We start from the raw sequence: 23,647 nt of genomic DNA on the forward strand, positions 1-23,647 counted from the left end.
GGCAATTGAACTACCGTAGCGAAAGCGCTATGGTGACATCACTATGACTGCCTCCCTCACATCGGCACGCAGGCGCAGCAACGGCTTCACGCTGGTCGAACTCGTGATCGTGATTGCCATTTCCGGGAGCCTGTTGCTCATCGCCTTTCTCGGCCAGGGCCAGTTGCGCAACCAGGCGCGTTTCGATTCTAGTATCAATAAGGTGATGCAAGATATCGCCTACGCTCGCAATTTTTCCCTAGCCAACGTGAATGAGTACGGCCTCGGCAATAACCGCACGTCGCAGCTCGCCGGCGCCGTGCTCGAATTCGACAACAACCACCCCGACAACAAGCTCACCGAACTCGAACCCGTTTACGCCAACACTGATCCCGCTACGGGCGCTATCTCCCACTCCAATCTACCCGCCTCCGGCAGCTGCCCGGCCATGGCCGACAACGAATGTTTCGAAATCTTTTTCAACTCGCCCGACCCACTGCAGCTCACCACCGCCACCGCCGGCGAGATAGCCTTCCTCAATACCGACGCCGGCCTTACCGTGTGCAGCCACCTGGGCGGCGGCTTTATGACCATCGACACCATGTGCTCGTCGGCCAACCCGGCCTTTGGCCACCCCATCAATGTCGTGCTGCGCGGCCTCACCGGCCTCACCGCCACCATCCAGATCGACCCCAACACTGGCCTCGCCAAGCGGCTCTAAGCGAGCGCCGGGCTCCGCGCGGCTTGCCGCCCGCCCCGCATTTGCGTATAATTTCGGGGCTTGGGCAATTAGCTCAGTTGGTTAGAGCACCTCGTTTACACCGAGGGGGTCAAAGGTTCGAGTCCTTTATTGCCCACCAGTCTTAATCTGCGCTCAAAAAGTGTTCCAGAAATGGGTGCTTTTTGTTTTATCCCAAATTTACGCCGGCACAGCAAAAACGACTACTCGGAAGCAAGCCCTAACTTGTGGCTCCAGCCTACTGGATGGGGGTCCGATTCATAATACCTTGACAGTCATAGTAATGTGATATACACTGCTCTCATGACAGATAAAAAAATCTCATCAGATCTGCTCCGCGGACACACCGACACTATCATCCTCAAGCTGTTGATGGGTGGCGACAAATATGGCTACGAAATCACCAAACTCGTGCACGAATATTCAAATCAACTCTATGAGCTGAAAGAGGCTACCATGTATTCAAGCCTCAAGCGCCTCGAAAATGACGCCCACATCACCTCCTACTGGGGCGATGAGACGCAAGGCGGCCGGCGAAAATACTACCGCATCACCGGCAGCGGCCACGAGCTCTACCAAGCCAACCGGCGAAACTGGGATTATGCCAAACAAATTCTTGATAAGTTATTGTAAGAAGGAATCATGATGAAAAAGAAACTACAAGAATTTTTAGACAAAGCCTTCGCACCGTACGGTGAATTTCCGGCCCGAGCCGATGTGACGCACGAACTGCTCGCCAATCTCCAGGAGAAGTTTGATAACCTAAAAAGCCAAGGCAAGAGCGACGACGAAGCCTATCAGGCTACGGTTGACTCATTTGGCGATGTTGCCGAAATCATGGAGCATGTCCCGCACGACGAGGTAAAGCACCAGGCCGAGTCCAGCGTACATCGGGAATTCAAACACTCAGTATTGGTGCAGGCCGACCTCAGCAGCACCGAGTTGCCGGGAGCAGATTTTAGCGGCAGCGCCATCACAGAGGCCTCATTTGATGGATCGAACCTGGCGGAAGCCAAGTTTAAAGGCACTGCCCTCAAAGGTGCATCCTTCGCCGGCGCCAACCTCACGCATGCCATGTTTAATGGCAGCGATCTGCACAATGTGCGCTTTGACGGCGCCAACCTCGCGGGCACGCTACTCAAAGGCTCTGCCTTGCAGGGCGCGACCTTCGTAGGCGCCAATCTCACCAATACCGATTTTACCCAGTCCGATGTCACCGGCGTCTCCTTCGATGGCCAGACCCTCGAAGGCGTGAGCTTCAATAGCGCCTCGCTCAAGAAAACCTCGTTCAAGAACGCCGTATTGCGCAATGTGTCATTCCATCACACGGCCGTGAAGCACGCCATTTTCGATGGAGCAACCATGGACAAAATTTCGTACGCTATCTTGAAAGGCGCCAAAGCCACATTAAATAACATCACGGTAATATAAGGATAAGTATGGAAAAACGCCCCACAGCCATAACAGTCAATAACCTGCAAAAATCATATAAAAAAGTCATCGTACTGAGCGACGTTTCGTTCGTCGTCGAAAAGGGAACCATCTTTGCCCTGCTTGGCTCGAACGGCGCCGGCAAAACCACCACCATCAATATTCTCACGACCCTGCTGAATGCCGACGGCGGTACCGCCACAGTCAGCGGCCTTGATGTAGCCACCCAAGCCGATGAAGTCCGCAATCACATCAGCCTCACTGGGCAATTTGCGGCCGTCGACGAAGTGCTCACCGCCAGAGAAAATTTAGTTCTCATCGGTGAACTCCGCCATGTCGACGATCCGGCTCAAACCGCCGCAGATTTGCTGAAGCAATTTGACCTCGTCGACGCGGCCGATCGCCGCAGCGCCACCTTCTCGGGCGGCATGCGCCGGCGGCTCGACATCGCCATGAGCCTCATCGGCGACCCGTCGGTCATCTTCCTAGACGAGCCCACCACCGGACTCGACCCCCAGAGCCGCAACATGATGTGGGAGACCATAAAAACCCTAGCCAAGGGAGGCACCACCGTGTTCCTGACGACCCAATACCTTGAGGAGGCCGACCAGCTGGCGGACAAAATCGCCATTTTGAGCCAAGGCAAAATTGTCGCCGAAGGCACAGCTCAGGAGCTGAAAAAACTCCTGCCGCACGGCCACATCGAGCTCAGGTTTTCGAACCAGAAGCAGCACGACGCCGCCGCCAAGCTACTTGAGAGCTACGACCCAGCGCGAAACGACGATGCCCGCTCGCTTACGATTGCCACCGATGGCAGTGTGGCGCAGATCGCCCACCTCTTCAACCAGATTCAGGCCGCGCACATCGACGTTGCCGAATTTTCCCAAAAGCTACCCACGCTCGATGACGCCTTTTTGAAAATCATTAATGAAAACGAAAACGAGGAGAAGAACTAATGCACGCCCTGCACGATACCCTGGTGATGGCTAAGCGCAGTCTGCGCCACACCATCCGCAGTCTTGATACCATCATCACTGTGGCCGCCACCCCGATCGTTTTGATGCTGCTGTTTGTGTATGTGCTTGGCGGCTCGTTTGACACCGGTTCGGTTAAGTACATCAACTTTGTGACGCCAGGTATCATCATCCTGTGCGTCGTGAGTGGCATCGCCTATGCGGCGCTGCGGCTCAACAACGACATGACCAAAGGCATGATTAACCGCTTCCGGTGTATGCCGATCGCCCCGTCGTCCATCTTGGGCGGCCACGCCGTTTCATCTGTGCTGTCCAACCTCTTTTCGGTCGCGTTGGTGATGATTGTGGCGCTGCTCATTGGCTTCCGGTCCGGTGCCGGCCTCGCGCAGTGGCTGACATTTGGCGGCATCCTGCTACTCTTTACTGCCGCCACCACCTGGCTCGCGATTGTATTTGGCCTCCTTGCAAAAAGTGCTGAGGGCGCCGGAGCGTTTAGCTACATTCTGTTCACGATGATTTTCATCAGCTCGGCCTTCACCCCTACGGCCACCATGAACCCGGTAGTGCGCGCCTTTGCCGAGAACCAGCCCATGACACCCATCATCGAGACCATGCGCTCGCTCTTGGTGAATGGTACCGCCGGAAGCAGCGCCTGGATCGCCGTGGCGTGGTGCGCCGGCCTGCTGGTCGTTTCGTACTTCCTAGCGCTGCGCATCTACAAAACAAAGACCGTCTGAAAATTTTCACCGGGTTGACATCTCCAAACTCCTAATGGTAAAACCAAACTAGATAGTTGTGAGGTGGAGCCTAGTTTGAGTACTGCAGGTACCATGGTAGGTCTCAACGCTATCGAACAAAAACGGGCCCAAAAAGGCCCGTTTTTTGTATCAAATTAGCGCTTCCCAGCGCCATCTCCAAGCCGCTTGTGCTAAACTTCATCCTATGAGCACGCGTGTTAGCTGGGGGCATCTTGCTCCTGCTGGAAAGCCGCATCCCACCACCAAATGGAGCCTGCTCATGGTGCTGTTGGTGGTGGTTGTGCTTGGTGTACCCGCACGCGTGGCGGCGGCGCTACCCTCGGTGCAAAGCCCCACGGGCCCCCAGAGTGGGGGAGTGTTTATCGGCGCCTACACCTTTGGTACCTATATTTCGTGTTCCGGCGGCTTTAGTTTTTCCAGTTCCTACTCCAACTCACTCGACGGCACGCACAGCTTCGGCTTCTGGGGAGCGGCCGACGGCTCGCTGCTCGTGAGCATCGACGGCGGGGGACTGCAGCTCGTAACCTCGTGCGGCGATCCGCTCACGGGGCCCAACACCAATGTGGCCAACTACACCGTGAGCAAAAACACCGCCCCGCCACCCACCCCAACGCCGACCCCTACGCCCACCCCGACCCCCGGCGCCACCCCCACGCCGACGCCGCCGGCCGGCGGCGGACCTGGCGGCGGCTCCAGCGCCGGGGGAGCGAGCAGCCCGGCCGCCACGCCCCACGGCGCCGGGGCTTCGGCTGCCGGTGCCGCGGCGTCGCCGGTAGCGGCCAGCGCGTCCGGAGCCGCCGCCTCGCCCGCCGCCGGCCCGGCCGCCGCATCCGGCGCCAGCCCCGCCCCGAGGGCCGCCGGCCCGCCCGCCATCGTACCGGCGGCCCTGCGCGCCGGCATTCCGCAGCCCGATGCGCGTGTGCTGGCCTATGCCAACCTGGGCTTCGGCGGGCTGTTGCTCCTGGGCCTTGGCGCGCTGTTGTTGCGCTCGCGGCGGGCCCGCGAGGCCGTCGAAGCCGTCTGGCGTCGCAGCGCGGTCCGGCTGGAGCCGTACGTCTTCCGGCTGCATCACCTCACCCGCGGACGGCTGCGAGCGGCCGCGCGCGACGAACCCAAGCCGCCGGGCTTGAGCGGCCATCATCACAGCGGCAAACTCATAGCCCATCACCACACCTCGTACCCGGCGCTGGCCTTTCTGTTGCTGGCGTGTGGCGTACTCACCGCTGCCGCCTCGGTGTCGACGCAAGCCGCCGATTCGCAGCTCTCGCTGACCGTGTTGGGCCCGCCGCCCTCCACGCCCGCCACCATCGACCAGCCCGTCGACGGCGAGCACGTCAGCATCAACACCCAAACCACGCGGGGGAGTTGCCCCGCCGGACTCCTGGTCGAAATCTACCGCAACACTACGTTTGCCGGTAGTACCTCGTGTGATACTGGCGGCCTCTACAATCTCGTCGTCACGCTCGTCCCCGGCGCCAACGACCTCGTGGCTCGCGATGTCGACGCGCTCAGCCAGTACGGCCCCGATTCCGCGCTCGTGACGGTCTACTACGACGCCCCCGCCCCCACGCCTAGTCCTACGCCCACGCCGACCCCTACGACCCCGGGCGCCGCTCCGGCGGGCTCCGAAACCCCCACCCCCAAGCCCACCGCCACCCCCAAGCCCGCCCCGGCGCCCTCTCCCGCGCCGCTGCTGCTCGAGAGCGATACACACTTCTTCCAGGCTGCCGGCCCCGAGGTGGCAATGAATTGGCAACTCAAGCTAAGCGGCGGGGTAGCGCCCTACCGCCTCACCTGGAGTTGGGGCGACGGCTCCCAAGAAACCACCACAACCGCGGCCGCCGGCCTCGTTACGGGCACGCATCGATATGCGCAGGCCGGTACATACCACCCCACGGTACGCGTCGACGATGCCGCCGGCACCGAAGCCGTCATCACCATGCTGGCCCAGATCAACGGTACCGTTCCGTCCGGCATTCTCCGCCCATTTGAAGCCCCCGGCAACTTGGTGCTGGTGTGGCCCGGCCTGGCCGTCACGAGCATCCTCGTGATCAGTTTTTGGCTCGGCGAGCGACACCGGCTATCGGTCAGTCGTGCCTCTCTAGCGCCATAAATTTGACAAGCCCTCGCGTAATGGTTACGCTTAATCCAAAATAAAACCAAAACGACCGTGACAAAATCAAAACGCACCCGCCGCCATCATCAACGAGTTTTTCGCCGCCGCCTTCTCATCGTCGGTGCTTTTATCGTTGGGCTACTGTTGCTGCCTAATCTCGGGGCCCGCGCCGCCACCCTCACGAGTGCTTCGGTAGGTATCTCTGACCCCCGGCCCAGCGCCATCAGCGCTAGTTACACCTTTACGGCTTCGAGCGTCACCACCGGCGCGCCGGGCACCATTAAATGCATCAAAATGCTCTACTCCGACACCGCCGCCGGCAGCACCGTCCCTGCGGGCATGTCCACCAATGGCGGGGGCGTCACATTTGACACCGCCGGCTCCAATTACGTCCCCACCCCAGCGTCGTGGACCCTAAACAAGCCCGCCAACGGCACCCTCACGCTCACCAACGCCACCGGTGAAACCCCCGCTTCGGCCGCTGCGCGTAAAATCATCATCAACGGCATCACCAACTCATCCGCCGCCGATACCAAATTCTGGCTCAAATTCAACACCTACAACAACACCGACTGCGCCTCAAGCCCCGTCGACAACACCACCGTTTTGTTCATTCTCACCAACGCCTCCACCCTGTCGCTCACCGTTGACGACACGCTCAGCTTCACGGTCAACGCCGTCGGCGCCGCGGCGGCCTGCGACGGCGCCACTACCACGGCGGCCTCCACCGCCACCACCATTCCCTTTGGCACCGTCACCGCCGCCAGCAACGGCGTGGTCTGCCAAGACCTCCAGGCTGCCACCAACGCCACCGGCGGCTACACCATTTACGCCCGCTATACCGCCCAGCCCACCAACTCGTTGGCCCAGACCATCGCCAGCCACACCGGCACCAACCCCGCCCCGACCGCCTTTAGCGCCGCCGGCACCGAGGCCTACGGCTACACCACGGGCGACGCCACGCTGGGCACCGGTACCGCCAATCGCTTCACGAGCCCCACCCAAGAATGGGCCGGCCTCACCACCACCAACGCCGAGCTCGCCTACGAGCCCGCCGGCGTCACCGCCAGCACCTACCGCATCGGCCACCAAGTCGGCGTCTCTAGCACCACCCGCCCCGGCACCTACACCACCACCGTCATCTACACCTGTACGCCGACGTATTAGCATGGCGCTGACTCCCACGCCAAGAACCCCCAAGTTTGAACTAGAGAGCTACATAACAGATGATTCATCACAGTACATGGAAACCTACTGCGTTAAGCCTGAAAACCTTAACGAAACCGAACTCACTTGGTACTGCTTCTTAGGCGACATCCGCCTCAAAGACAACTTAGTTGATCTCTCCACGCGCCGGGAAGGGCTGCCGCTCTTGAACTTTGCCTTAGCCATGACTGAAATTGCAGAAGACCTTCGAAGTCATGCCAAAGCTACATATAACTTTACCGAGAACGCTGAGGAGATTAATTTTAGTAAAAACGGAAGCATGATCCAGATAACAGCAACTTACACGCATGGAACGGTTGAAGTTCCTCACCCGGAGTTCAGCAAGGCAGCAGATAAGTGTCTCTTAGATACTTACTCAGGCCTGACCGCGCGGTACCCAGGCCTAAAAAAGAACAATTTACTATCGCATATGTACAACCTAAAGCGCCTGAGCATCGAAGAGGAGAATTCGTAAGGCGAGAACGCTGGCAACCACTTTTCCCCTTGTACAAAGCATAACCACTATGAGACACTACCACCAACTCTGAAGGGAGTGTGTGAGTGAATCGTTTTCAACGAGCGGCTGCGGCGCTGGGTTTGCGCCTGCCGAAGCCGCCAAACCAGCCATTGCGCTATGTCGTAACTCTGGCCTTGTTGGCCTCGGTGCTCCAATCGGGCACCGCCATCGCGGCCGGCAGCCTCAGCAGCGCTTCGGTGGCGCTGAGCGACCCGCGGCCGAGCGCCACGAGCAGCTACACCTTCACCGGCTCATCGGTCGACGGCGCCACGGCCGTGAAATGCGTGAAGGCCGTGTGGGCCACGACCGCGGCAGGCGACACTGCGCCCACAGGCTTTAGCGGCACCGCCGGCACGGTCGCCGCCGCATCGTCCACGCTCATCAACTCGTCCGCCACCGGCTGGAGCCTGGCCCGCAGCGACGGCACCAGCTCCAGCGGCCAAAACAATGTCTTCCAATACACCAATGCCACCGGCGTCACGCCATCGACCACTACCGGCGCCACCTTCGTGCTAGCCGGCCTCGTTAATAGCTCGCTTGGCGACACCACCTACTACCTCCAGCTGCGCACCTTTGCTAATGCCGACTGCGCTTCAAGCCCGATCGACAACGCCACCATCCCGTTCATCAACACCGCCGGCTCCACCGTGTCTCTATCAGTCGACCAATCGCTCACGTTCACCGTCGACGCCGTTACCGCCAGCACGTCGTGCGACGGCACCACCACCACGCAGGGCTCCACTGCCACCACCATTCCGTTCGGTACCATCACTTCCTCGAGCAACGGCGTGGTCTGCCAAGACCTCCAGGCCGCCACCAACGCCGCCGGTGGTTACACCATTTACGCCCGCTACACCGCCGCCCCCACCAACGCGCTCGCCCAAACCATCGCCGACCACGCCGCCACCAACGCCAGCCCCACCACCTTTAGCGTCCCCGGCACCGAGGCCTACGGCTACACCTCGAGCGACAGCAGCCTCGGCACCGGTACCGCCGCCCGCTTCACCACTGGCGGCCAAAAGTGGGCGGCCATGACCACCACCAACGCCGAGCTCGCTTACGAGTCCGTCGGCGTCGCCACTACTACGTATCATATCGGCCATCAGGTGGGTATCTCGGGCACCACCTTTCCGGGCACCTACACCACCACCATTATTTACACCTGCGTGCCGGTTTACTAGCAGAATCGCTTGGCAAACATAAGAAGTTTGACACCCGTTGTGCAAACTGCTACGCTCGACATTAAGAACTCATTAAAAAGCTGTGGAGAAAAACAAGAGTGAAAAGCCGCATCATCCGAGCGGCGGCCGCGTTGGGAGTACGCGGACCGCGAAATATCAAAGCTAAGCTGTCAAAATTTGCAGCTGTCCTGATTGCCCTCATGGGGCTGAGCCTCAACGCTGGCGTCGCCAACGCCGCGACGCTGTCGAGCGCCAAAGTCGCCTTGAGCGATCCACGCCCCAGCACCACCGCGGTCAACTACACGTTTACCGGTTCCACAGTCACCACCTCGCTCATTAAATGCATCAAGCTGGTATTTGCCACCACCGCGACCGGTTCCACTGTGCCTACCAACTTCGATTCCAGCGTTGGCGCCGTGGCTCTCAACAATGCCGGTACCAACTACGTACCAACTCCAGCTTCGTGGAGCTTGAGCAAAGTCACCAATGGTACGCTCCTGCTCACCAACGCCACCGGTGAAACCCCCGCCTCGGCCAGCGCTCGCACCATTTCGTACGACGGCATCACCAACTCGTCCGTCGCCGACACCGCCTACTATCTGCGGGTGAGCACCTTCAACAACATCGACTGCGCCACCAGCCCGGTGGATAACGGCTCAGTTCAGTTCATCAACACCAACGGTTCCACGCTCTCGCTCACCGTCGACAACACCCTGAGCTTCACCGTCAACGCCGTAGCCGGCAGCCAGGGCTGCGACGGCACCACTACGACGCAGGCCTCCACCGCCACCACCATTCCCTTCGGCACCATCACCTCCGGCGCCAACGGCATCGTCTGCCAAGACCTCACCGCCGCCACCAACGCCACCAATGGGTATACCATTTACGGCCGCTACACCGCCAAGCCCACTAATGCCCTGAGCCAGACCATCGCCGACTTCACCGGCTCCAACACCACCCCGACCACCTTTAGCGCCGCCGGCACCGAGGCCTACGGCTACACCACCAACGACTCCACGCTGGGCACCGGCTCGGCCAACCGCTTCACCAACGGCGGCCAAAAGTGGGCCGCCATGACAAGCACCAACGCTGAGCTCGCCTACGAAGCCGCCGGCATCACGAGCACCACCTACCGCATCGGGCACCAGGCGGGCGTGAGTCTCACGACCTTCCCAGGAACCTACACCACCACCGTCATCTACACTTGCACTCCGATCTATTAGATCGTAAGCTAAGGCTCTATGAAGGCTGTTTCCTTACTCCGCCGAACCCTCCTTACTCTCACCGCCGGCGCCGCAGGAGCAGCCTTCGCCGTGTCGGCACCGGCCCATGCCGCCACGTCGCAGAGCTACCAAATCTCACCGCCCACTGCCAATTACACCGGCAACAAGGGCGGCATCCAGAGCGGCACCATCAAAGTCACCAACCTCACCGGCGCGCCGCTCTCGGTGCGCACTGGCAAAGAAAATTTTGTCGCTAAAGGCGAAGAGGGCGAGATCGAACTCGTTGACGCCGCCGACCCGCTCTACTCGCTAGCGCCGTGGTTTTCGCTCAACGCCGCGCAGCTCGATATCCCCGCGCTGGGCACCAAAGAGCTCCATTACACTATCGCCATCCCCACCGATGCCGAGCCGGGTGGCCGCTACGGCTCTATCGTGTTTAGCACCATTCCGCCCAAGCTCGCCAGCGGCGAATCCGGCGCCGCGGTGCAGCAGACGATCGCCGGCATCGTGTTTATGCGCATCGACGGCCAGGCCAACGAACAGCTCGAGGTAGCCTCATTTGGCGCCGAAAAGAGCTTTTACGACTACGGGCCGGTCAAATTCCTCACTCGCATAAAAAATACCGGTACGGTTCATGAAAAAGCCACTGGCACCATCACCATCAAAAATATGCTTGGATTCAAAGTCGCCACCATTCCCCTCGACGAACACTTTGTGATCCCGGGTGCCATCCGCCGGCTGCACAATGACTGGCCTACCGGAGGTCAACACCCATTCCTGTTTGGCCGCTATACCGCCACGCTCGACGCCAAATACGGCAACGGCCAGACGCTTACCGCCTCCGCCAGCTTCACGGTGGTTCCATGGAAGCTTGTCGCTCTCATCGTGGTCGGATTGCTCGCAGTCATCGTGATCTTCTGGCGCGGCCGCCCGCGCTTCGCCCGCGCCTTCCGTATCCTAGCCGGCCGCGAATAGCACCGCCCTTGGCGCTTATATACTTAACGCACCAAGGGCGATGTGATGGCGCGAGTTAAAAAGTTATTTTTACGCTATAGACGTATAATTGAGCATATGAAATCGCTTTATAGGCTCTATAGGCTGACCCGCTATATTGATAATGAATCCCATCGCATAGATAAAAAATTCCCAGATGAGCTGAGGAATAACAACATACGGCGACGACCTAAAAAGAATGACATACTCAAGGGGTACAGCAGGAAGCATAAGCGCCTATCCTATGAAAAAATCGCTGATTTATTTGAGCAAGCCGAGAACGAGGGTTATATCGAAGTCAATTCTTATGATTTAGTGAGGGTGGGTATCCCGCGAGGCACGGACTTTTTAGACTTTTTTATCATACCGTGGGGCTTGCTGAATCCTATGTTAGATAAATATGGCAAATTGGCATCTCTAATCATAGGCTTAGTAGGTGGGGTCGTAGTCACTATCGCTACCACTTTAGCTATTTGGACAGCGAAGTCATTATTGAGTCTAGTTCAATATCTAATTAGACATCTCTAGCTTAGAGCTCGTGTACTACTTTTTTTTCGGCTTCCGCTCCGGCTCCGTCTTTACGATCTTCTCCATTGCCTTATCAAATGACATCGGCAGGCTGAACGGCTGCTGGCGAGTCTGCTTCTCGGGCTGGGGCTTCGGCTGTTTCTCTGGCTTCATGATGTTTATTATACCTCGTTGTGTTTCTGATCGATTCTCGTTCCCGTCTTCTCTTGCGACTATGTTCACGCTCTACCACCACGAAAACTATAGGCAAGATGATGGGAAGTAGGATGATACCCAGAATGAGCTTTAATGCAGCTTTCATAACTTCCTTTGTGGTCCCCAAATAAAAAGGCGGCCACCACTTAGTGCAAGTGTTGAGCCGCACAACGAGTTTTTGCGCCCGCCATCGGTGATGACCGCCTTAGTTAGCGCAAAAACCCACAAGACTTGTGGGAAAACTTGTTATACGGCTCAACGAAGTAATTATGGCTGGTTATTGAGGCTCAGTAAAGCCCCAGAGAATAAATACCGAGTTCTGGACAACCCGCTCAAGCTCTGATATGCCTGTAGGTAAGGTTCGCTCCGAGATCACAATTGCGGCAACCGAATGTTAGTAGCTCGGGAGACCATGTCTCCACGACAGCATTTTGTTGCTACATATTTCCGGTGCGTTCCTACCACTTAAACGGAGGAACCAGAAATGGGAATACTCGATTGGCCGCCTAGACGGCCCGAGCTTCCCCCGATAAAGACAACCTAGTCGGGGTATAGTAAAGGCCCCGTAAGGGGCCTTTACTTACAAATTAATTGCCGTATTGAGTACGGAAATTAATTGTACGCTACCGAGATCACGCCCTTATCATAGCGGGTTGTTTTGAGGTGCGCAAGAACCGTTATTTTGCGATTAGCTCCTTCGCGGTGGTTGCGGAACTGCAAGAGGCTCACTAGCTTCAATGCGTGCAGCCTCCACCGCTTCTCTCCCAGCTTTCTCACTGCGTATCTTCTCCCTAGCAGCTTCTTCTTTGCGCACTTTCAGCTCAATGGTGTCACCAGCAGACGCGTAGTAGAGTATGGCCAAAAATCCAAAAATGAATCCCGACAATATACCTCCAGCAGTACTACGACCTCGCTGACCCGCCATGACACCACAAATGATGGCGAAGAATACACCTATGATAATAAGAATACCGAGCAGTCCAGCCAGGGCTGTTCCGGCGGCTGCACCGACTTCTGTGGCTGCTTGTGCAGTTGCTGGATCGAGAGTTGGGGTTGGGGTCATGGGGATCTCCTTTAGATCGGAAACCGCCTCAATAAAATAAAGAGGCGACTGCTAGTTAGTAGAGGTGTTGACGCTCCACAACGGATTTGGACCCGCTTTCGCTAACAGCCGCCTGTATGAGTCCAAAAAATGCCACGGTGTGGCTAATTCCGATGTAGAGCGTCAACAAGGTAATCATACCTGATATAATAACTGCCTAAAAGGGACCAGATATGCCTGACAATGAAGAGTTGCCTTTGCCCAGTGAGGGCGAAAGCAAAATCGACCTTTTCAAAGGCAAAGAAATCCGTAAAGTTTTACATGAAGGCGAGTGGTGGTTCGTTGTCGTAGATGTTATTGCTAGTCTCACTGGATCGATTGATCCAACTGGTTATGTAAAGGACATGCGGCGTCGAGATAAGGGTCTAGCAGAAGGGTGGGGGCAAATTGCCACCCCCCTTCGCATTGAAACCTCTAAAGGGCCACAAAACATCAATTGTGCCAATATTGAGGGGCTTTTCCGTATAATGCAGTCCGTGCCCTCTCCAAAGGCAGAGCCATTCAAAAAATGGCTGGCAAAGTCTGCATTTGAACGGTTACAGGAAATCGACAATCCCGAGCTGGCAGTCCAACGTGCCATTGCTCTTTATCGGGCAAAGGGTTATCCCGATGGGTGGATCGATACTAGAATTAAAAATAAGGTCAGTCGAGAAATCCTGACTAAAGAATGGTTTGAGCGCGGCGTACAGGATATGGATTACGCAATCTTAACAGATGCAATTTCCATTGAGACTTTCGGATTGAGCACGGCCAAGCACAAAGAGCTCAAAGGACTAAAAAGCCAGAGTCTCCGCGATAATATGACGCCAATTGAGCTAACCCTTACTACATTGGGTGAGCAATCCGCCACCGAGATAACCCGTGCTAATAATGCTCAGGGGAAATGGCAAAATCTTACGGCGGCAAAAGCTGGTGGTAAAATTGCTGGAAACGCAAGAATGCAACTTGAGGAAGCAACAGGGCAAACGGTTGTATCTGATCAAAGCTATCTTACTGAACGTCAAAGACAAAATAATGCCCAAATTGAGGCTACAATTAATGATACTCTTAGCCGGATATTACGCCTTCCGGGGACTGACCCGCTTGAAGCAGGCGAGATTGGTACAGTCAGCTAGCCAATAAGTCCCTTATACGTCAGCCGTTTCCCGCTCGCATATCCGAACCAGTTCTCGAATCGCTCACCATCCTTCATCTCGCGGGTATTGTACCGATAACCAAACTCCCCCGCGTACTTCGCCATATGCTTCCGGCTTACTCCAATATAGATGGCGTCGATACCAGACTTAAGATGGCTCCAGTACCCCTCAATTGTGTTCGTGTGCACCGTTCCGACCACGTATTCTTTGGTGTGATTTACCGAGTAATGCGGATAGCCCATAGCAGTGAGAGCGTGATACGCCTTGAGCTGGTCAGTCATAACCGTAGCCCTTGGGTCAATGTCTTTGATGATGTGAGGCAGAAGATAGGGAGCTGACCCCTTGGTCACAATATGAGTCTTGATGTGGCCTTTGCGCTCCACAAGTCCCATCACGGGTGTCTTGTTCGTAGACTTGTTACTGGCGTTCATGCCAACGCCCTTTTGATGGCCGCCAATATAGGTTTCATCTACTTCTACAATTCCATTTAGAAGTCTGTCACTTCCATCTAAAACCGCATGGCGGATACGCTGGAGCAGGAACCAGGCACTTTTCTGGGTAATGCCAAGATGTTTGCTCATCTGGATAGAGCTAACGCCTTTCTTGTGGGATGTAAGCAAATATATAGCCAAGAACCACTTCTGGAGGGGAAGACGAGACTCTTCAAAGATTGTGCCAATACGAGCCGAGAATTGTTTCATACAAGCCGTGCATTTGAATATCCGGCGAGACTTGAGGGTGTAAACATCTAAGCAGCCGCAGTGGGGGCAAATAGGCTCACCATGCCAACGAGATTCAGCTAGATAGGCGTGGCAGGCATCTTCGTTGGGGAAGCGGTTGTAAAAGGCGATGAGATTGAGGGTTTCCATACATCAAGCTTAGTGCAGGACATTGGTTGCGTCAAGTATATAAGCGCCCCGCCCTTGCATGTTCGCAAAATGTTCGGTATATTGGCATCGCCAGCCAGTATATAGTAGACATCAAGGAGCGCCGATGGCCACCACAGAATTTACCCTCGAAGATATTAGGCAAGTTGTCCGCGAGGAGTCCGACGCCTCGTTCGACCGCAAATTTGGCCCAGCGTTTGATGAAGCCTTTACGCGTTCCTTCGGGCCGGCGTTTGACGCGGCTTTCGCGCGGTCCTTCCAGCCAGCTTTTGACACGGCTTTTAGTGCGGCCTTCAAGCCCGCGTTTGATGCGGCTTTTGAACCGGCATTCAATGCGGCCTTCAAGCCGGCCTTCGACGGAGCCTTCGATCAGGCTTTTGAGCCGGCATTTATGGGAGTCTTCGAGCCCTTCGCCAATGCCATCAAAGAAGATTTCAATCGTATCGACGAGCGCTTCGATCATCTCGAAACCAAAGTCGAGTCCATCGCCCGCGACGTTGACGAGCTCAAGGCCGACATGAAGAGTATTAAGCGTATTGTCGGGCAACATTCCAAGGAAATTGTCGAGCTGCGCGCCCGCCTCGCGTAGTCCCCCGAGCCGCCGCCTGGTATAATTTTGCTAATGCTAAAGCCTAAACGACACCTTGGCTCGATTGCAGCGGCCGCCCTGCTGCTGGCTCCCGCCGTCGCCATGCAACTCCTGCCGGCCGCCGCCTCGGCCGACCTGTTACAAAGCACGCACTTTCGGCTCGATCCGAATGTGGCCGACACCTTCGGCGGCGCCACCGGCTCGGCCTCATACCAGCTCACCGATGCCGGCGGTGAGGGAGCAGTGGGCTCGGGCGCTAGCCAGAGCTACAAACTCACCCAGGGTTATGTCAGCCAGCTGGCGCACTCGCTTTCGCTCTCGGTGCTGCCCGGCTCCACCTATGCCTACTGGCCGCTCGACACCGGCACCGGCACCGTCGCCTACGACGTCGGCACCACTGCCGACGACGGCACCCTCGTAGCCGCGCCGAGCTGGACGACCGGCATCGTGGGCCAAGGCGTCACGCTCAATGGCTCCAGTCAATATGTTTCTACCGCCACCTCGGTCGCCAATCCTACGACCTTCACGCTCGAAGTGTGGTTCAAATCCACGAGCTCCAACGGCGGCGAGCTCATGGGCCTGGGCAGCGCCCAAACCGGCTCCAGCGCCACCGTAGACCGCGTGCTGTACCTCGATAATGCTGGCCACATCGTGTTTGGCACCAAGCCGAGTGCCTTCAAAACCGTCGCCACCGCCTCTACCTACACCGACGGCTCGTGGCACCACGTGGCTGCCACGCTCGGCGCCACCGGGTTGCTGCTCTACGTGGATGGCCTGCGCCAGGGCACCGACGCCAGCACCACCACGGTGGCCAACTTCAGTGGCTACTGGCGCCTCGGCTTCGATAGCCTCGCCGGCTGGCCCTCGGCGCCCACGAGCAATTTCCTGGCCGGCACCATCGATGAAGCCCGCGTCTACACCCGCGCCCTGAGCGACGCCGAGATCAAAAACGACTACACTGCCGGCGCCAACGCCCTCAAAGGCGCCTTCACGCTGCCCAACATCACCCCTGGCCAGTCCCAAACCTACTCAGCCGACGCGGTAGTGCGCACCGACGCCGCCGGCTACGACCTTTACATGCAGGCGCTCACCCCACTCACCCACACCGACACCGTCACTACTATCCCCAATGTCTCCGGCACCATTGCCTCACCGGCCGCCTGGACCGAAGGCACCACGAAGGGCATTGGCTTCACGCTCACCGCCGGCACCTCCCTGGAAGGCAAATGGGGGACCAGTCCGGGTTACGCCTATGCCGGCCTGCCCAGCACCGCCACCGTTTACCACTCGCGCACCGGCCTCACCGCCGGTGTCCCCGAGCTCACCACTATCCAATACCGCGCCGACACCACCAGCAGCCAAAAGCAGGGCACCTACTCGGCTACCATTGTTTACACGGCGACCGTTCGGCCATGAATGCCCCATTGCGCCTGCTGCTGGTCAGCCTCACCCTGGCGACCGTAGGGCTCGCAATGCCCGCGCCGGCCCGCGCTGACGCCCCCGGTTTGCAAGCCAGCCCGCTCGAGTACATCGACACGCTCACCCCGGGCCATATCAAAAACGGTTACGTTGACGTTTCCAACCCCGGCGACGGATCCCTCGCCATCCGCACGAGCGTGCGCGGTTTTCGCCAAACCGGCACCGACGGCCGCCTCGAATTTTTCGACGACCCGGAGCTCATCGGCGGCATCAGCCTCGGCCTGAGCAGCTTTGAGCTAGGGCCCCGAGAAGCCGTGCGTGTGGTGTTTCACGTCGACCCGTCCAAGCTCCCTGCCGGCGGTGTGTATGCCGCCCTCTTTTTCCAAACCGTCCCTCCGTCGCAATCTCCCAATAGCTCGTACGTAGCCGAAAGCGCCCGCATCGGCACCTTGCTCGAGCTCGTAAACGGCCCGGCCACGCCGCATCACGGCGCTGTCGCCAAACTCGATCTGCCGTTCCTGCAGCTCGGCCGCGGCCTCACCGGCACACTGCAGTATCAAAACACCGATCGTACGGCCCACCCCGTCGGCTACCGTCCGGCTCTCACGCTGAGCGTGCTGCCGTGGGCGGCTCACCCCAAGCTCGCCACCGGTCTCGTCCTGCCCAGCGCCACCCGTGAGTTCGCCATCGAGCGGCCAGGCTCATTTTTTGGCCTGTTACCCGTCACCATTACCGACACCGACACGCATCAAACCACCACGCGCTGGGTATTGGTGTGCACCGCGTGGTGCCAGTGGCTATTGCTGGTAATTGCCACCGCCCTCACGCTCGGAGTAGCGCGCAAAATCGGGCCCAGCCGGAGATCTACGTTAAAGTGATCACAGCCGACCTCATCGTGATTCCGCCGCTGGCCTTGGTGGTGTGGGTGGCGTATGGTAGCCAAAAGCACATCCTGCGCCCCAGAGACAAACGTCTCGCCATCACCTGTGTCATGGTAGCGCTCGGCGTATGGTGGCTGACTGGCCTCGGTCACCTAGATTGTGGGCGCACGTGCTCACCATCAGTCACAGGCGACGATCGGCTCTCGCTCGTCGTCAATCTCCTGATCTGCTTGCTGCCAATCGCCCTCTCCTATGCCCGTAAGCGCACATAACCAACACCAGCATTGACTGTACGGTTTTTGTTCCATATATTCAATGGCATGCCCGCGATAAACTAGCAGTAACGGAGAGTCCCATGCCAGAGTACGCCACCATCCAAGACGTTCGCACGATCATTGCCGAGGCCCTCGTGCCGGTAACGGAGCGCCTCAATAAAATAGACGGCCGGATCGATGACGCGGACGGTCGGTTCGACAAAATAGATAACCGGTTCGACAAAATGGAGCTACGCCAAGACCGTATGCAAGTTAGCATTGACGATATCCAAAACAATTACCGCGCCATACTAGTCCAAAACGAGGAGACCAACACAAAGCTCGATGCGATCCTCGAGTACGTTGCCGATGTCCCCGACCAAAACGCACGCATCGGCCGCCTCGAAGAAAACGCCGAACACGAAAAACTCAAGTCTGAGCTGGATCGCTCCCACATCGACGCCCTGCGCAGTGACATCGAGGCGCACCGGCGTCGCCCTCACCCCACCAATTCATAAAAGGCTTACCGCAAGCCACAGTCTTGCCCAAACCATAAGCACGATGTTAAAATGCTTATGTAACAAAGGTTGTGATGGAGTTACGCCGCCGGCTTCGCATAGGGAGAATCATTCTCCTGAGCACAGCGGCTCAGCTCGTAGCGACTATTTTTGGCGTCTCCGCAATTTTGGCGCCCATGCCGGTACAATCCGCCCAAACCGTTCCCTACATGGTGAACTTCCAGGGCCGCCTCACCGACAATTCCGGCAACATCTTGAGCGACGGCCTATACAACGTCAAATTTCGCCTCTGGACCCTGGCTTCGGGCGGTACCAACGCCTGGGAAGCCGACCGAGTGCGCGGCGCCTCCGACCACCGCATCCAGATCACAAATGGCCTCTTCAACATCCAATTTGGCGACACTACGCTCGGCGATCCCGCGCTTGGCCCCACGCTGTTTAGCAGCGGCACCTACCCCCTGTATCTGGAGGTTGAGCTACCCACTCCCGCCACCGCCACCTGCTCCACCAACGGCTGTGCGAGCTTCACCGAAGGCGCCATGACCCCGCGCCAGCCGCTCGCCTCCACGCCCTACGCCTTCAGCGCCGACACCCTCGACGGCCTCGATTCGGCCGCTTTTGGCCAGCTCTCGGCCAGTAACACCTTCACCAGCGCCAATATTTTTAGCCCCAGCTCCGGTGTCGCCATCACGATCAAACCCGCCGCCGCCACTCACTCGCTCGACGTCAAAGACTCAAGCAATGTAATCCAAGCCTACTTCGATGCCAGTGGTATTCTCAATGTTGGGCAAACCATTCAGGCCACCACCTCTACCGTCGATCTGGGGACGAGCGGCTCCACCTTCCGTACCGGGTACTTTGGCACGAGCGTCCAAACCCCCACGCTCAACGCCGCTACTTCCGGCGCCACCATCACCACCAACGCTGGCACCTTGCAGCGCACCTCCTCCGGCGGCCTCACTATCGATCTCAAAGACGCCGGCGCCACCACACTCACCGTCACCAACTCGGGCGGGGGAGTGGCAGGCATCAGTGCCACCGGCGGCCTCACCATCGGCACCGGCAGGGTCATCACTGTGGGCGCCACCGCCGGCACCGGCGTTACCTGCAGCTCTGGCCAAATCCTCGACGCCATCACCGTCGCCGGCGGTGTCGTCACTGGCGGCAGCTGCATCGCGGCCGGCGGCGGCGACAAATTCCTCGCCGCCTGGACCTCACAGCAGGCTACCACCGCCACCAACACCCAGACCACGGTGCAGTTCACCGGCGCCGCCAACTCCGCACCGAGCTTCAATAATGGCACGCACGTGCTCACCCTGCCCTCGAATGCCTCCCGGCTACTCATAGAATCCAAGGCCGGCGGCGGTGGTGGTGGCTCAGTGGGCACCACGAGCGCCGTGAAGGCGGCCGGTGGTGGCGGCGAAGGCGGCTTGTCGCAGCTATTCGTCGGCGGCAGCCTGGCTGCCAACTATTATTTCAAAGTTGGCGGCGGCGGCGCGGGCGGCGCCTCAGGCGGCACCAACACCGGCACCACCGGGAGCTCCAGCTGCCTCGGCACCAACTCCGGCGACGCCTGCACCACGCCGGCGGTCAACGCGGTCGGCGGCACCGGCGGCACTGGGGTCACCACCGCCGTGCCCGCCACCGGCGGCGCGGGCGGAGCGGCCGGCTCGGGCGCCGGCGACGTGAAGCTCTCCGGCGCGCCCGGCTGCACCAGCACCGCCACCGCCACCACGGCCATCGTCAGCGGCTGCGGTGGCGGCCAAGGCGGCGGCGCCAGCCAGGCCGGAGCCGCCGCTGCCGCAAACGGCATCGCCGGCACCTCGGGCGGCGGCGGGAGCGGCGGCATCCAGGGCACCGCCGCGGTCACCTCGCGCGCCGGCGGCAACGGCGGCGACGGCTACGTGAAGATCTCCGTCTACGTCACGGTCGCCGGCACCGGCAACCCCGCCACGCTCCAGTCCGCCTACGACAACGCCACCAACCCCGAAATCACCCTCTCTGGCAACGGCCTCACCGTTCGCGACTCGTCCGGGGGGCTGGGCAGCAACCTGTTTGAGGTCCAGGACAACGCTGGCGCCACCACCTATCTTGGCGTCACCACCTCCGGCATCACCACCAGCGGCACCGTCACCGCCAGCACTACCGGCACCATCAACGGCCTGTCCGTGAGCGCCGGCGCGCTTAGCGGCATCACCGGCTACACCCAAGCCTCGGGCACGTTTAGCCAAACCTACGCCACCGCCACCGCCGGCACCTCCGGCCAAGTTCTTGGCTTCTCCAACACCAATGCCGGCGCGGGCGTCACCGTCCAGGGCACCAAAATCACCCCCAGCAACGCCACCCCCGGGTCCGGCACCAACACCCTCAACGTCCTCGACTTCGCCGCCGGCAACTCGCTTGGTGCCGGCGCGCTCACCAACGGCATCAACTTCGAATCCGCCACCGGCTACACCGCGTTCATCAACACCCCCACCTACAAGCTCGAATCCGACGGCGACCAAACCGCCGCCTTCACCGCCCTCGACGGCACCTCCACCGCCAACGGCGCCGGCACCAACGCCACCACCCTCATCCTCACTTCGGCCGCCAACTTCGACATCGGCAATTACGTGCAGGTCAACTCGGCCAACTGCGGCGGCACCGGCGTCAACCCGTGCTATGCCAAAATCACGGCCAAAGCCACCAACACGCTCACCATCACCCCCGCGCTCACCTGGGCCAACGCCGCCGTCGTGAATGAATACCACCTGCCCGAAATCGGCGGCACCGACACCGCCCAAACCCTCGCAGGCCGCTACGGCCGCGGCTACTTCATCGCCGGTGTCGCTACCGGCAACGGCACCACCTATTACAATGAGGACTCCATCGACTCCAGCCTCACCTCGTTCAACCTGCTCACCTCGAACGTCACCACGCTCAATATCGGCACCGCCGCCACTACACTTGCCATTGGCTCGGCCAGCACCAGCGTCAGCGTTCCCGGTACGTTCACGGTTGCCGGCCAGTCCATCGTCAACGGTTCCGGCCAAATCAACGGAGCCCAAATCCAATCCGGCACCATCGCCAACGCCGCGCTCGCAAGCCCCAGCCTCACCGTCGCCGCCGGCACCGGGCTGAGCGGCGGCGGCAGCGTGGCGCTCGGTGCCGGCACTAGCCTCGCGGTGGTGTACGGCAGCTCGAGTACCTCGGCCGTCCGCGGCGACACCGCGCTCACGTGCCCGAGCGGCTCGGGCAACCTCTCGGGCGGCGGCACCGCCATTACGCTCGGTACCGGCGGCACGTGCGGCGCCATTACCATCTCAAATGCCCCCACCTTCACCACCAGCGTCACGAGCCCCACTATCAACGCTACCTCCGGTTTCCAGGCCAACGGCACCCCCGCGGTCGGCAGCACCTGCGGCGCCGGCGCGGCGATCACCGGCGCCACCTTCACCACCGGCATCCTCACGTCGGCCGGCACCTGCACCACCTTCCAGACCGCCGGCAGCTACCTCGTGCAAGCCCCGGCCTCTTCGGCCGCCAATACCGTCACCGCGCCCACCGGCGTGGTGGGCCTGAGCGTCAAAGGCACCACTGGCACCGCTGCGCACCTCCTAGATGTCTACAACTCGGCGGTCAGCCCCACCGTTCAATCGTTCTTCGATCTAAACGGCGCATTCAACACCGCCCAGGCCATCGTTGCCCCCACCAGCACCAACTCCATCAACGGCCTTGTCATCAACGCCGGTGCGCTCACCAGCGTCGGCAACATTACCGGCGCCGGCGCCGTCACGCTCCAGTCGGCTGCCGCCACAGCGCTCACCATCGATTCCGGCACCACCGGCGCCATCAACATCGGCACCGGCACCACGTCGGCCAAAACCATCACCATCGGCCCTAGCGCCACTAACACCAACGCCACCACCTACAACCTCGGCGTCAATACCGCCGGCACCCAAGACATCAACATCGGTTCCGCCGGCTCCGGTGACGCCGCCGCCGGCACTACCGTGAGCATCCAGGCCGGCACCACTGCCGGCACCGCGCTTATGCTCGGCACCAACGGCGCCGGCGGCATCACCATCGATTCCGGCACCACCGGCGCCATCAACATCGGCACCGGCGCCAATGCCAAAACACTCACGCTCGGCAACACCACCACCACGGCCGTCACCAACATCCTCGGCGGCGCCACCGGCGCTATCAACATTGGTACCGTGGGCAGCGCGGCCACCGCCTCGGCGGTCCACGTCGCCGACACCAGCGGCAATGCCGTCCAAGGCGTCACCATCGGCTCCATCGGCAGCACCAGCAGCGCCACCACGCTCCAGGCCGGCGGCACGCTCACGCTCAAGGGCGCCAGCTCCTCCGCCACCGCCGTCCAGATCCAAACCGCCGCCGGCACCAACCTGCTCGTCTTCGACACCAGCGCCAGCCGCCTCACCGTCGGCGTGGTCGACGGTACCGGCACCTTGCTCGTCTTCGACTCCAAAAACACCACCGGCGACCCCACCGGCGTGGGCGGCGGCGAATACTACAACTCCAACAACAACAAATTCCGCTGTTTCCAAAACAGTGTTTGGCAAGATTGCATCTCCCACACCGTCCTGCGGCTCGCCGCCGACGTCATCAACAACAACGCCACCGCCAACACCATGGCCGACGTCACCGGCCTCACGTGGAGCGTCACCTCCGGCACCCTCTACACCTTCAGCTGCACCATCTCGTACACCGCCGCTGCCACCACCACCGGGTCGAGGTGGTCCATCAACGGCCCGGCCACCCCAACCGCGCTGTTTTACAAATCCCAATACTCACTCACTACAACCACCTACACCACCAACGACCCCGTAAACGCCTACGACAGCCCGGCCGCCTCCAGCGCCTCCTCGGCCGCCATCACGGGCAACAACATCGCTACGGTCAGCGGGTTCATCCGCCCGTCCGCCAACGGCACCGTAGCACTGCGATTTGCCTCCGAGGTGTCGAGCTCGGCCATTACCGCCAAAGCCGGCAGTACCTGCGAATACTGGTAGGCC

General features: G+C 59.6%; 23 protein-coding genes and 1 tRNA gene. 20 read left to right on the top strand and 4 right to left on the bottom strand.

The window, feature by feature from the left end; all coding sequences use genetic code 11:
* The first annotated feature begins 43 nt into the window (after window positions 1-43).
* The 13 genes from VMT30_06435 (at window position 44) to VMT30_06495 (ending at window position 11,645) form a co-directional block, all read left to right on the top strand.
* On the top strand, window positions 44-700 hold the full coding sequence (locus VMT30_06435) for a prepilin-type N-terminal cleavage/methylation domain-containing protein (GenBank protein ID HVQ44575.1): 657 nt from the start codon (window positions 44-46) through the stop codon (window positions 698-700).
* Window positions 701-762: 62 nt separating this feature from the next.
* Window positions 763-839: transfer RNA gene (locus tag VMT30_06440), tRNA-Val, on the top strand.
* Window positions 840-1,021: 182 nt separating this feature from the next.
* The gene (locus VMT30_06445; GenBank protein HVQ44576.1) at window positions 1,022-1,351 is read left to right on the top strand and encodes a PadR family transcriptional regulator; all 330 of its coding nucleotides are present in this window, start codon (window positions 1,022-1,024) and stop codon (window positions 1,349-1,351) included.
* 9 nt (window positions 1,352-1,360) lie between these two features.
* Window positions 1,361-2,149, top strand: coding sequence for a pentapeptide repeat-containing protein (locus VMT30_06450; GenBank protein ID HVQ44577.1), 789 nt, complete (start codon window positions 1,361-1,363; stop codon window positions 2,147-2,149).
* A gap of 8 nt (window positions 2,150-2,157) precedes the next feature.
* Window positions 2,158-3,105 (top strand): ATP-binding cassette domain-containing protein, encoded by a 948-nt coding sequence (locus VMT30_06455; GenBank protein HVQ44578.1) that lies wholly within the window; start codon window positions 2,158-2,160, stop codon window positions 3,103-3,105.
* On the top strand, window positions 3,105-3,860 hold the full coding sequence (locus VMT30_06460; protein ID HVQ44579.1) for an ABC transporter permease: 756 nt from the start codon (window positions 3,105-3,107) through the stop codon (window positions 3,858-3,860). The genes VMT30_06455 and VMT30_06460 overlap by 1 nt, the downstream gene beginning before the upstream one ends.
* 205 nt (window positions 3,861-4,065) lie before the next feature.
* Entirely contained in the window at window positions 4,066-5,994 is a 1,929-nt protein-coding gene (locus VMT30_06465; GenBank protein HVQ44580.1) for a PKD domain-containing protein, read from the top strand.
* 57 nt (window positions 5,995-6,051) lie between these two features.
* Window positions 6,052-7,164 (top strand): hypothetical protein, encoded by a 1,113-nt coding sequence (locus tag VMT30_06470; GenBank protein HVQ44581.1) that lies wholly within the window; start codon window positions 6,052-6,054, stop codon window positions 7,162-7,164.
* Between the two features lies 1 nt (window position 7,165).
* The gene (locus tag VMT30_06475) at window positions 7,166-7,678 is read left to right on the top strand and encodes a hypothetical protein (protein HVQ44582.1); all 513 of its coding nucleotides are present in this window, start codon (window positions 7,166-7,168) and stop codon (window positions 7,676-7,678) included.
* An 86-nt stretch (window positions 7,679-7,764) separates the two neighbouring features.
* Window positions 7,765-8,901: a hypothetical protein gene (locus tag VMT30_06480; protein ID HVQ44583.1), complete on the top strand. Its 1,137-nt coding sequence runs from the start codon at window positions 7,765-7,767 to the stop codon at window positions 8,899-8,901.
* Between the two features lie 98 nt (window positions 8,902-8,999).
* Window positions 9,000-10,124: a hypothetical protein gene (locus VMT30_06485; GenBank protein HVQ44584.1), complete on the top strand. Its 1,125-nt coding sequence runs from the start codon at window positions 9,000-9,002 to the stop codon at window positions 10,122-10,124.
* Window positions 10,125-10,142: 18 nt separating this feature from the next.
* Window positions 10,143-11,099, top strand: coding sequence for a hypothetical protein (locus tag VMT30_06490; protein HVQ44585.1), 957 nt, complete (start codon window positions 10,143-10,145; stop codon window positions 11,097-11,099).
* A 96-nt stretch (window positions 11,100-11,195) separates the two neighbouring features.
* Window positions 11,196-11,645, top strand: coding sequence for a hypothetical protein (locus tag VMT30_06495; protein HVQ44586.1), 450 nt, complete (start codon window positions 11,196-11,198; stop codon window positions 11,643-11,645).
* A 15-nt stretch (window positions 11,646-11,660) separates the two neighbouring features.
* Here the strand turns inward: VMT30_06495 and VMT30_06500 are convergent, their stop codons facing one another.
* From VMT30_06500 to VMT30_06510, 3 genes are all read right to left on the bottom strand, one after another.
* Window positions 11,661-11,798: a hypothetical protein gene (locus VMT30_06500; GenBank protein HVQ44587.1), complete on the bottom strand. Its 138-nt coding sequence runs from the start codon at window positions 11,796-11,798 to the stop codon at window positions 11,661-11,663.
* 730 nt (window positions 11,799-12,528) lie between these two features.
* A complete protein-coding gene (locus VMT30_06505) occupies window positions 12,529-12,903 on the bottom strand; it encodes a hypothetical protein (protein ID HVQ44588.1) in 375 nt (124 codons plus the stop codon).
* Between the two features lie 55 nt (window positions 12,904-12,958).
* Window positions 12,959-13,081, bottom strand: coding sequence for a hypothetical protein (locus VMT30_06510; GenBank protein ID HVQ44589.1), 123 nt, complete (start codon window positions 13,079-13,081; stop codon window positions 12,959-12,961).
* Window positions 13,082-13,115: 34 nt separating this feature from the next.
* Here VMT30_06510 and VMT30_06515 point away from each other — a divergent pair, with 34 nt between their 5' ends.
* Entirely contained in the window at window positions 13,116-14,057 is a 942-nt protein-coding gene (locus VMT30_06515) for a Bro-N domain-containing protein (GenBank protein ID HVQ44590.1), read from the top strand.
* Here VMT30_06515 and VMT30_06520 read toward each other — a convergent pair.
* The gene (locus VMT30_06520; protein ID HVQ44591.1) at window positions 14,054-14,947 is read right to left on the bottom strand and encodes an IS1595 family transposase; all 894 of its coding nucleotides are present in this window, start codon (window positions 14,945-14,947) and stop codon (window positions 14,054-14,056) included. The genes VMT30_06515 and VMT30_06520 overlap by 4 nt on opposite strands.
* Before the next feature lie 124 nt (window positions 14,948-15,071).
* Between VMT30_06520 and VMT30_06525 the strand changes: the two genes are divergently transcribed.
* The 6 genes from VMT30_06525 to VMT30_06550 all read left to right on the top strand — a co-directional run bounded on the left by VMT30_06525 (window position 15,072) and on the right by VMT30_06550 (window position 23,644).
* A complete protein-coding gene (locus VMT30_06525) occupies window positions 15,072-15,554 on the top strand; it encodes a hypothetical protein (protein HVQ44592.1) in 483 nt (160 codons plus the stop codon).
* A 33-nt stretch (window positions 15,555-15,587) separates the two neighbouring features.
* Window positions 15,588-16,970: a LamG domain-containing protein gene (locus VMT30_06530; GenBank protein HVQ44593.1), complete on the top strand. Its 1,383-nt coding sequence runs from the start codon at window positions 15,588-15,590 to the stop codon at window positions 16,968-16,970.
* Complete coding sequence (locus tag VMT30_06535; protein ID HVQ44594.1) at window positions 16,967-17,851, top strand: hypothetical protein; 885 nt, start codon at window positions 16,967-16,969, stop codon at window positions 17,849-17,851. The genes VMT30_06530 and VMT30_06535 overlap by 4 nt, the downstream gene beginning before the upstream one ends.
* Window positions 17,848-18,126 (top strand): hypothetical protein, encoded by a 279-nt coding sequence (locus VMT30_06540; GenBank protein ID HVQ44595.1) that lies wholly within the window; start codon window positions 17,848-17,850, stop codon window positions 18,124-18,126. Before VMT30_06535 ends, VMT30_06540 begins: the two co-directional genes overlap by 4 nt.
* Window positions 18,127-18,209: 83 nt before the next feature.
* On the top strand, window positions 18,210-18,626 hold the full coding sequence (locus VMT30_06545; protein ID HVQ44596.1) for a hypothetical protein: 417 nt from the start codon (window positions 18,210-18,212) through the stop codon (window positions 18,624-18,626).
* Between the two features lie 176 nt (window positions 18,627-18,802).
* On the top strand, window positions 18,803-23,644 hold the full coding sequence (locus VMT30_06550; GenBank protein ID HVQ44597.1) for a hypothetical protein: 4,842 nt from the start codon (window positions 18,803-18,805) through the stop codon (window positions 23,642-23,644).
* The last annotated feature ends 3 nt before the right edge of the window (window positions 23,645-23,647 follow it).

It is taken from the genome of Candidatus Saccharimonadia bacterium (assembly GCA_035544015.1).
In the GTDB taxonomy this organism is placed as follows: domain Bacteria; phylum Patescibacteriota; class Saccharimonadia; order UBA4664; family UBA4664; genus UBA5169.